Raw genomic sequence first — 8388 nt, 5'->3', positions numbered from 1 at the left:
ACTCACAGCAGTCACACCAGGGGTCCCGCTTCTTGCGGGACCAGGGGCCCTCGTGTTCGGTGCAGCACAGCTGGCAGGTGCAGAACATCCACGTGGCGACCGCGCAGCCGGCGATCAGCCCGCGGCGCGGCTTCCGCGGCGGCTGCCCCCCGCCGCCCGGGCCGCCGCCCGCCGGCGGCATCCCGGGCCCGCCGCCGTGGGGCCCGCCGCCGTACGGGGTGCCGCCGTGGGGCCCGCCGCCCTGCGGACCGCCGCCGTACGGATTCCCCGCCCCGCCGCCGTACGGGTTCCCGGGCGCGCCGCCGTACGGGTTCCCCTGACCCGGCCCGAAGCCCTGCGGCGGCGCGCCGAAGCCGCCGCCCTGGCCCGCGGAGTTCACGGCCGTGTGCCCGCAGGAGGAGGTGCCGAAGGCGCGGTCCACCGAGTTCCGCAGCTCGTGCACCAGCAGCCGGTGGGCCAGCCCCGCGTCCGCGAACTCCACCTCGTCCAGCGCGAGCCGGATGCCGTGCAGGGCGTCGTCGCACAGCCGGCGCGCCTCGGCGAGCGGGGTGCCGGTCGCCGTCAGGGGGTTCCAGGCGCCGTTCACGGCGTCCTCGGCCTGGTCCTCCACCGCGTCCAGCAGGTGCGCGAGCCGGCCGAAGTACCGGCCGGCCTCGGCGAGCGGGGCGGCGTTGCCGGGCCGCCCGGCCAGCCGTGCGGTATGCGCGAACGCCGCGGCCGTCGCCGTCTCCGTCGGCTCGGTCACCACCAGCACCGGCGTGCCCGGGCCGGCCAGGGTCTCGATGCCGGTCTGCCGGTCCACGGCGTCGACGAGGACGGCCGTGTCGAAGCCCAGCGAGGCACCGGTGCGGGCGCCCGCCCGGTCCCAGCCCCGGGCCACCCGGCGGGCGGCCGCGGCCATCGGCGCGCGGGCCAACAGCCCGTCGCCGTCGGCGACGTGGTCCCGCACCTTCGCCGAGGCGAGCACGAGCGAGACGGCCGCGGCGAGCCGCGCACCCTCGCCCTCGGCCACGGCGGCCGTCCGCATCCCGCGCAGCGGGCACGGCCCGGCGGTGCGCCGGGCGCCGGCGACGGGACCGGCCTGAGCCTCCGTCAGAACCGATATGAGAAGCCCGTCGTAATTGGTCACGATGCGGGCGAACTGTCCGTGGTCACCCCTGAGTGCCAGGCAGAGCCCGCACAGATGGGCCATCCACTCCGCCTTGAACCGCTCTCCGAGCCGGTGGGTACAAGGTCTGACGATGCCGAACAATACGGGCCCCCCGAGTGTCATCCGCGGAAAGATGGGCATCGTATCCAGCCAGATCAGTCACCCGTACGCCCCTGCCGACCACCCGCGCGGCCGCACCGGTCGTATTTTCACTCGGTCAGCAGTGGCACCGACCAGGATCCTCGACCGTGCAACGGATGTTCTGCACCAGTACCGTCACGAAACAAGTTCGCGGCGGCCATCCGCTTGGCGCGTTGTCAGCATCATGGACGACCATAGGGGTTGCGGAGAAAAGACAGACTGACCGCGGTGAAAGGAGGCGTCCATGGGTTCGGTACGCAAGGCGAGCGCCTGGCTGGGTCTCGTGGAGGACAGTGACGACGAGCGTTACTACGACGACGACTACGCGGAGGCCGGGCACGGTTCCGTCGCCGGCCCCGGCGACCAGTGGGCCACCGACCCGCGGGTCCGGGTCGCGTCAGAGTCCGCCGTCGAGCGCGGCCGCCGCATCGCCACGGTCACGCCGGACGGCTTCCGCGACGCCCGCGCCATCGGCGAGCTGTTCCGCGAGGGCGTGCCCGTCATCGTCAACCTGTCGCTGATGGACCCCGCCGACGCCAAGCGCGTCGTCGACTTCGCCGCCGGCCTCACCTTCGGACTGCGCGGCTCCATCGAACGGGTGGCGACCAGGGTCTTCCTGCTGACCCCGGCCGACACCCAGATCGTCAGCGGCGAGCCGGGCGGCCGCTCCCGCGACTTCTTCAACCAGAGCTGAGGCCGGGCCTCACCGGAAGGCGTCGAGACCGGTGAGCGCCTTGCCCAGCACCAGCTGGTGCATCTCGACGGTGCCCTCGTAGGTGAGCACCGACTCCAGGTTGGTGGCGTGCCGCATGACGGGGTACTCAAGGGAGATCCCGTTGGCACCGAGGATCGTCCGCGCGGTGCGGCAGATCTCGATCGCCTCGCGGACGTTGTTGAGCTTGCCGAAACTGACCTGCTCCGGCCGCAGGGTGCCCGCGTCCATCCGCCGGCCCAGGTGGTGGGCGAGCAGGATGCCCTTGTGGAGCTCCAGCGCCATGTCCGCCAGCTTCGCCTGGGTGAGCTGGAAGCCGCCGATGGGCCGGCCGAACTGCTCGCGCGTCCGCGCGTAGTCCAGCGCCGCCTCGAAACTGGCGCGCGCCGCACCCATCGAGCCCCAGACGATCCCGTACCGCGCGTGGCTGAGGCAGCTCAGCGGCCCCTTCAGCCCTGCGACCCCCGGCAGCACGGCATCGGCCGGCAGCCGGACGTCGTCCATGACCAGCTCGCTCGTGACCGAGGCGCGCAGCGACCACTTGTGCTTGATCTCGGGGGCGGAGAAGCCCGCGGAGTCGGTGGGCACCGCGAATCCGCGGATCCCCTCGTCCGTCTGCGCCCAGACCACCGCGACCGAGGACACCGAGCCGTTGGTGATCCACATCTTGCGGCCGTTCAGGATCCAGTCCGTGCCGTCCCGCTTGGCGTGCGTGCGCATGGCCGCCGGGTCGGAGCCGACGTCGGGCTCGGTCAGGCCGAAGCAGCCGATCAGCTCGCCCGCCGCCATGCCGGGGAGCCATCGCTGCTTCTGCTCCTCGGAGCCGTAGCGGTGGATCGCGTACATGGCGAGGGAGCCCTGGACGGAGACCAGGGAGCGGATCCCGGAGTCGGCCGCCTCCAGTTCGAGGCAGGCGAGCCCGTACTGCACGGCGGTCGCGCCGGCGCAGCCGTACCCCTCCAGGGACATGCCGAGGGCGCCGAGCGCGCCGAGCTCGCGGGCGAGCTCGCGGATGCCGGGCAGCTCGCCGCGCTCGTACCAATCGGCGACGTACGGGAGGACCCGGTCGGCGGCCCATGCGCGGACGGTGTCGCGGACGCCGGCCTCCTCGGGGCTGAGGAGCTCGTCGAGGCCGAGCGGATCGGTGGGGACGAAGGACACGGGGCCTCCCGGCGGGCCTGGGGGTGAACCTAGCGGTGCTAGTTTGTCGCCGCGGCGGGCGCCGGTCCACCCCCCGCTGCCGGGGCCGGACGGCGCCGGGGTCAGACGGCCCTGGCCGTGGGGCGGTCTTCCGCGCCCTCGGCGCCCCTCGCGTCCGCCGCCGTGTCCGCGGCGGCGGCGCCGGCCGGGCCCGCCTGGGCCGGCAGCCGCACGGGGTCGGCGCCCGCGGTGCCGGGCTCGTCCTCCGCGGCGCAGTCCATGGCGCGCGGCAGCTTCAGCGCCATCAGCGCCCCGGCGAGCAGCAGGCCGGCGCTGACCACGAGCGTGATGTGCAGCCCGTGGACGAACGAGTGCCGGGCGGCCGCGTACAGCGCGTCGCCCGCGGCCCCGCCGAGGTCTCCGGCGATCTGGTAGGCCTCCCCCAGCGAGTTGGCGGCGCCCCGAGCCTCCTGCGCCGACACCCCGGGCACGTCGAGCAGGCCCGGCGCGTACGCCGCGTTCATCACGCTGCCGAGGAGGGCGATGCCCATGCCCGCGCCGAGCTGGTAGGAGGTCTCGCCTATGGAGGCCGCCCCGCCCGCGGTCTCGGCGGGAGCCTCGCTCAGCATCGACTCGTACGCGGCGAACAGCGTCGTCTGGAGGCCGAAGCCGAGCAGCACGAAGCCGGCGGTGAGGAGCACGGGCCGGTCGTCCTGGCCCATGAGGGTCAGCAGCAGCACGGCGAACGCGGTCAGCAGGAAGCCGAGCGACACCATCGTGCGCGGGCCGATCCGGGCCAGGGTGTAGGAGCCGGTGGCGCCCGCGGCCATCGCCGCGAAGGTCAGCGGGAGCAGCCGGAGCCCGGTTTCGAGCGGACTGAGTCCGAGGACGAGCTGGAGGTACTGGACGGCGAGCAGTTCGAGCCCGACCAGGGCGAGCATGGCGAGGACGATGCACCCGACGGACGTGGAGAAGGCGGCGCGGGCGAACATCCGCATGTCGATCAGCGGGTGGGCGAGGCGCCTCTGGCGGCGGGTGAAGAGGACGAGCAGGACGATGCCGAGCAGGAGCGGTACGAGGCATTCGGCGTCGAGGAGCCGGCGCTCGGCTCCGAGCCGCTTGACGCCGAGGACGACACCGAGGACGCCGCCCGCGGCCATGAGCGCGCCGAGGACGTCCCACGGCCCGTCGGCGGCGCCCCTGGATTCGGGGAGCAGCCACCGTCCGAGCGGGAGGATCAGGGCCATCAGCGGGATGTTGATGAGGAAGACCGAGCCCCACCAGAAGTGCTCGACGAGGAAGCCGCCGAGGACGGGGCCGCCGGCCGCGCCGATGGCGGCGACGGCGGTCCAGATCCCGATGGCGAGGGCCCGCTCGCGGCGGTCGGGGAAGACCTGCCGCAGGATCGACAGCGTCGCCGGCATGATCATGGCGCCGCCTATGCCGAGGAGGGCGCGGGCGGCGATCAGGACCTGGGCGTGGTCGGCGAAGGCGGCGACGGCCGAGGCGGTGCCGAAGAGGCCGTAGCCGATCAGGAGTATCCGGCGGCGGCCGATCCGGTCGCCGAGGGTGCCGAAGAGGATGAGCAGGGCGGCGCAGACGAGCGGGTACGCGTCGACGATCCACAGCAGCTCGATGGGGCCGGGGCGCAGGTCCTCGGTGACGGCGGGGACGGCGACGTGGAGGATCGTCGCGTCGAGTGCGACGAGGACCAGGCTGACGCAGAGGACCGCGAGGACGAGCCACCGGTTCGTTCCGCCGGAGGCGGCCAGGAGCCGGTTCCGGAGGGGCCCTCTGTCGGTGTCGGCGATCCTGCGGCCGGCCGCGTTGGTCCCCGGCATGCATGTACCTCCCAGATGAATCGCTCGCACCCGGTGGACCGGCGTTCTCGGCAGGGCCGCGGCGGCGGTGTGCGGTGCGGCGCCCTGCGGGTCCGGCGGCGACGTGCGAGTGAAGGGTCAGCGTACGCGAGTTCGCTGGTGCCACACGTGGTCAAGCTCTCATCGCGGCGGCGGCCTCCCTGTGGTGTGCGCCACTCGCCCCACCCCCTTCCCGCGACGACCCTTCCCCCGCGTACACGCGCCGTGACGTTCCGTGGTTCTGCCCCGGTCGGCGGCAGCGGCCCTGCGGATAATCGTGCCCGTGGAAGATCTTGGATTGCGCCGGGCCGCACCCGCCCTGGCGGTCTACGCGGCGGTCCGGCTGCTCGGTGCGGCCGTCCTGGCCGGGTGGGGCGCCGCCGTCGGCAGCAGTGCGCACACGCTGCTGTCCGCGCGGTGGGACTCGCTGTGGTACGCCCGCATCGCGGCGGAGGGCTACGGGTACGAGGTGGTCCTGCCGAACGGGGACGTGCACGCGAACCTGGCGTTCTTCCCGCTGCTGCCGTGGCTGGAGCGGCTGGTGTCGGGGGCGACGGGACTGGGGTACGGATCGGCGGGCCTGGCCGTGTCGGCGGCGGCGGGTCTCGCGGCGGCCTGGGGGATCTTCGCCGTGGCCGGGGCGGTGTGCCGGGAGCGGTGGCCGGAGGCGGACGCCCGCCGGGTCGGGGTGTGCGCCGTCGCGGTGTGGGCGGCGCTGCCGGTGGGCGTCGTGCAGTCGATGGCGTACAGCGAGGCGCTGTTCACGGCGCTGGCGGCGTGGGCGCTGTACGCGGTCCTGCGCGGGTGGTGGCCGGCGGCGGGCCTGCTCGCGGCGGGGGCCGGCCTGACCCGCCCGGTCGGCGCCGCGGTCGTGGCCGCGGTGTGGGTGGCGGCGGCCCTGGCGTGGCGGCGTACGTGCTGTGGGTGGGTGCGTACACCGGTGGCGGGCCGCTCGGGTACCTGCGGGTGCAGGAGGGCTGGGGCAACGGCTTCGACGGGGGCCTGGCCTTCGCCCGGTTCGCCGCGGCCATGCTGCCCGACGGGCCCGGTCCGGCCGCGGCAGGACTGGCGCTGGCCGCGGGCGTGCTGCTGGTGCTGTGGCTGTGCGCGCTGTGCGCACAGCAGCGGCAGCCCGCCCCTCTGCTCGTCTACACGGGGATCGTGGTCGCGCTGGCGCTGGGCGCGTCGGGGTACTTCGGCTCGAAGCCGCGGCTGCTGCTCCCTGCCTTCCCGCTGCTGTTCCCGGCGGCCCTCGCGCTGGCCCGGTGGCGGCCGGGGCGCGCGGCGGCGCTGCTGGCGGCGGCGGCTCTGGCATCGGCGGTGTACGGGGCGTTCTGGCTGAACGGCTCGGGGCCGCCGTAGCGGGGCGGGCGGCGCGGGAGGGGCGGACGGCGGACCGCTTCGGCCGGAAAGGAATTGGAGCGCAGAGATAAAGGCGGTGTAAGCGGTGCGAAAGAATGGCCGCACCAAAGAGCCGGATGCACCAACTAATGCCTTAATCCCAGGAATTAAGCGCCGCGTGAGACCAACTCCACATCACATGGTCATCACAAACCCGGTGATTCGACCGGGCTGCACAGCGGCGCGCGGTAACGTCGATTGAGTGCGTACCGACCAAATCCTGACCCGGCTGGAGCGGGTGTTCGCCCGACTGGACCGGGAACCCGAGCGGCCGGCTCATCTGCAAACACCGCGGATGAGCCGGCACCGCGTCGTGCTCCTCGGATCGACGTTCGCGTTCTACCTCGCGATCGTGGTGGCCGTCCTGACCACGTCCTGGCTCGTCCGCCTGGACTGGCAGGTGATGTTCTTCCGGCCCTACGAGCAGTGGCCGCAGCTGCACGCCTTCCTCGACTACCTCGTCGTGCTGGGCCAGCGCGGACCCACCGCGGTCATGGTCGCCGCATGGCTGGGCTGGCGCTCCTGGCGGCAGCACACCCTCCGCCCCCTGATCACCCTCGGCGTGGCACTGCTCCTGCTGAACGTGACGGTGGGCGCCGTCAAGCTCGGCCTCGGCCGGCTCGGCCCGCACTACGCCACCACGATCGGCTCGGCGGAACTCTTCGCCGGCGGCGACATATTCCCTTCCGGGCACACCGCCAACGCCGTCGTGACGTGGGGCATCCTCGCCTACCTGGCCTCGACCGTGACCACCCGGCGCGTGCTGTCCATCGTCTCCGCGGTGGTCTCGCTGAGCGTCGGCGCCACCACGGTCTACCTCGGCACCCACTGGGTCAGCGACGTGCTGCTCGGCTGGTCCGCGGGCCTGCTGATCATGCTTGCGCTGCCCTGGTTCGAGCCGCTGATCGCCGGCGTCGAGGCCTGGGTGTTCGCCAAGCGCGAGGCGATGCGCCGCCGCGTGGAGGCCGGAACCCTGCCCGCACCGGTCGCCGCGGGGCTCGTGCCGCTGCTGTCCGCCGGCGGCAAGTGGCGCCCCCCGGCCCCGGCGGACGCCCCGGCTCCGGCCTCGGCCGCCGCTCCGGCCGCGGTGCCCGCCCAGGCGGCCGCGGCCCCCGGGCACACCGCGGTCGCCCGGCCGACCGCGCACCTGTCCGGCCGGCCGCACCTGGTCCGGCCCGAGCGCCTTCCGGGGGCCCCGGCCGGCTCCCGCCGCCCGGCCCACGGCGAGCGGGCCGGCGCCGCCCGCGCGGCCGCCCGCCCGGCCGCGGGCGGCGGCTGACGGAACCGGCCCGGGCCACCGGGCACGACGGCACGCGCGGGGCGGTACGCACCACCCCAGCCCGCGCGGGAGCGAGGCGGGCCGGAGTCCCATCCGGCCCGCCTCGGCCGTTCCCCGAGCCCGGACGTCAGCGCCGCGCCCGGCCGTTCGTCCGTACCGGGTCACGCTTGTGTCACGGAATGTCGACAGTTTTACGGACCGTCAGACTTCTCGCGATCACCGCGGGAAGGCCGCCCCGAACCGGCCCCTGCCATTGTTTATCCGGCGCGCCGCCGCATCCGCGGGAGGTCCGCTTTCGTATTCCGTTCGAGCGTCCGGGAATTCGGCGCCGGTATTGTGCGCGGCGGCCTGCGGCGCATCGCCGGGGCGTTCCGGTTCGCTTACGCCTTCTCCGCCGGAGCGGCTGCCGCGGACCCGGCCGCCGCCGACTGCGGACTCTGCCCGCCCGCCGCTTCGGAACTCGTTCCGGGGCCGCCCGGGACGGCCGACGGGGGCCGCTCCACGGGCGCCGGCGGCGCCGGCGGCGGGGGGAGGACCAGCAGGACGCCGACGGCGAGCGCTTCCGGACGCGGCCCCACCACCGCCCGGTTGGCCTCGTACAGTGCCTGCGCGCCGCCCTCGACACGCCGCTTGCGGGCGATCCCCGCCAGCGTGTCCCCGGCGCGCACCACGTGCATCCGCCCGGCCAGCCCGTACCGCCGCGCGC

The 8388-nt window shown here is 74.4% G+C and carries 6 protein-coding genes and 1 pseudogene; 3 read left to right on the top strand and 4 right to left on the bottom strand.

Features of this window, described 5'->3' with window-relative positions:
• Positions 1 to 1252 (bottom strand): DUF5685 family protein (locus EF903_RS23940; protein ID WP_185902789.1); only part of this gene is annotated, 1252 nt, incomplete at its 3' end.
• 283 nt (positions 1253 to 1535) lie between these two features.
• On the opposite strand from EF903_RS23940, the gene EF903_RS23935 reads away from it, so the two are divergent.
• A complete protein-coding gene (locus EF903_RS23935; RefSeq protein ID WP_114056950.1) occupies positions 1536 to 1985 on the top strand; it encodes a cell division protein SepF in 450 nt (149 codons plus the stop codon).
• Positions 1986 to 1994: 9 nt separating this feature from the next.
• Here the strand turns inward: EF903_RS23935 and EF903_RS23930 are convergent, their stop codons facing one another.
• Together EF903_RS23930 and EF903_RS23925 are read right to left on the bottom strand one after the other, a co-directional pair.
• Positions 1995 to 3164, bottom strand: coding sequence for an acyl-CoA dehydrogenase family protein (locus EF903_RS23930; protein ID WP_125546414.1), 1170 nt, complete (start codon positions 3162 to 3164; stop codon positions 1995 to 1997).
• Between the two features lie 101 nt (positions 3165 to 3265).
• Positions 3266 to 4984, bottom strand: coding sequence for an MFS transporter (locus EF903_RS23925; RefSeq protein WP_125546412.1), 1719 nt, complete (start codon positions 4982 to 4984; stop codon positions 3266 to 3268).
• Between the two features lie 301 nt (positions 4985 to 5285).
• Here EF903_RS23925 and EF903_RS23920 point away from each other — a divergent pair.
• A pseudogene (locus EF903_RS23920) lies at positions 5286 to 6364 on the top strand (hypothetical protein).
• A gap of 241 nt (positions 6365 to 6605) precedes the next feature.
• On the top strand, positions 6606 to 7682 hold the full coding sequence (locus tag EF903_RS23915; RefSeq protein WP_125546410.1) for a phosphatase PAP2 family protein: 1077 nt from the start codon (positions 6606 to 6608) through the stop codon (positions 7680 to 7682).
• Between the two features lie 380 nt (positions 7683 to 8062).
• Here EF903_RS23915 and EF903_RS23910 read toward each other — a convergent pair.
• A partial coding sequence (locus EF903_RS23910) for a LysM domain-containing protein (protein ID WP_148142560.1) occupies positions 8063 to 8388 on the bottom strand: 326 nt, incomplete at its 5' end.

It is taken from the genome of Streptomyces sp. WAC05292 (genome assembly GCF_003949955.1).
Classification (GTDB): Bacteria; Actinomycetota; Actinomycetes; order Streptomycetales; family Streptomycetaceae; genus Streptomyces; species Streptomyces globosus.
This window is presented reverse-complemented; position numbering and strand designations above follow the sequence as displayed.

Excerpts from the sequence above, each read along its gene's own strand:
- EF903_RS23925 (WP_125546412.1), bottom strand. The coding sequence starts at position 4,984 with ATGCCGGGGACCAACGCGGCCGGCCGCAGGATCGCCGACACCGACAGA.
- EF903_RS23935 (WP_114056950.1), top strand. The coding sequence starts at position 1,536 with ATGGGTTCGGTACGCAAGGCGAGCGCCTGGCTGGGTCTCGTGGAGGAC.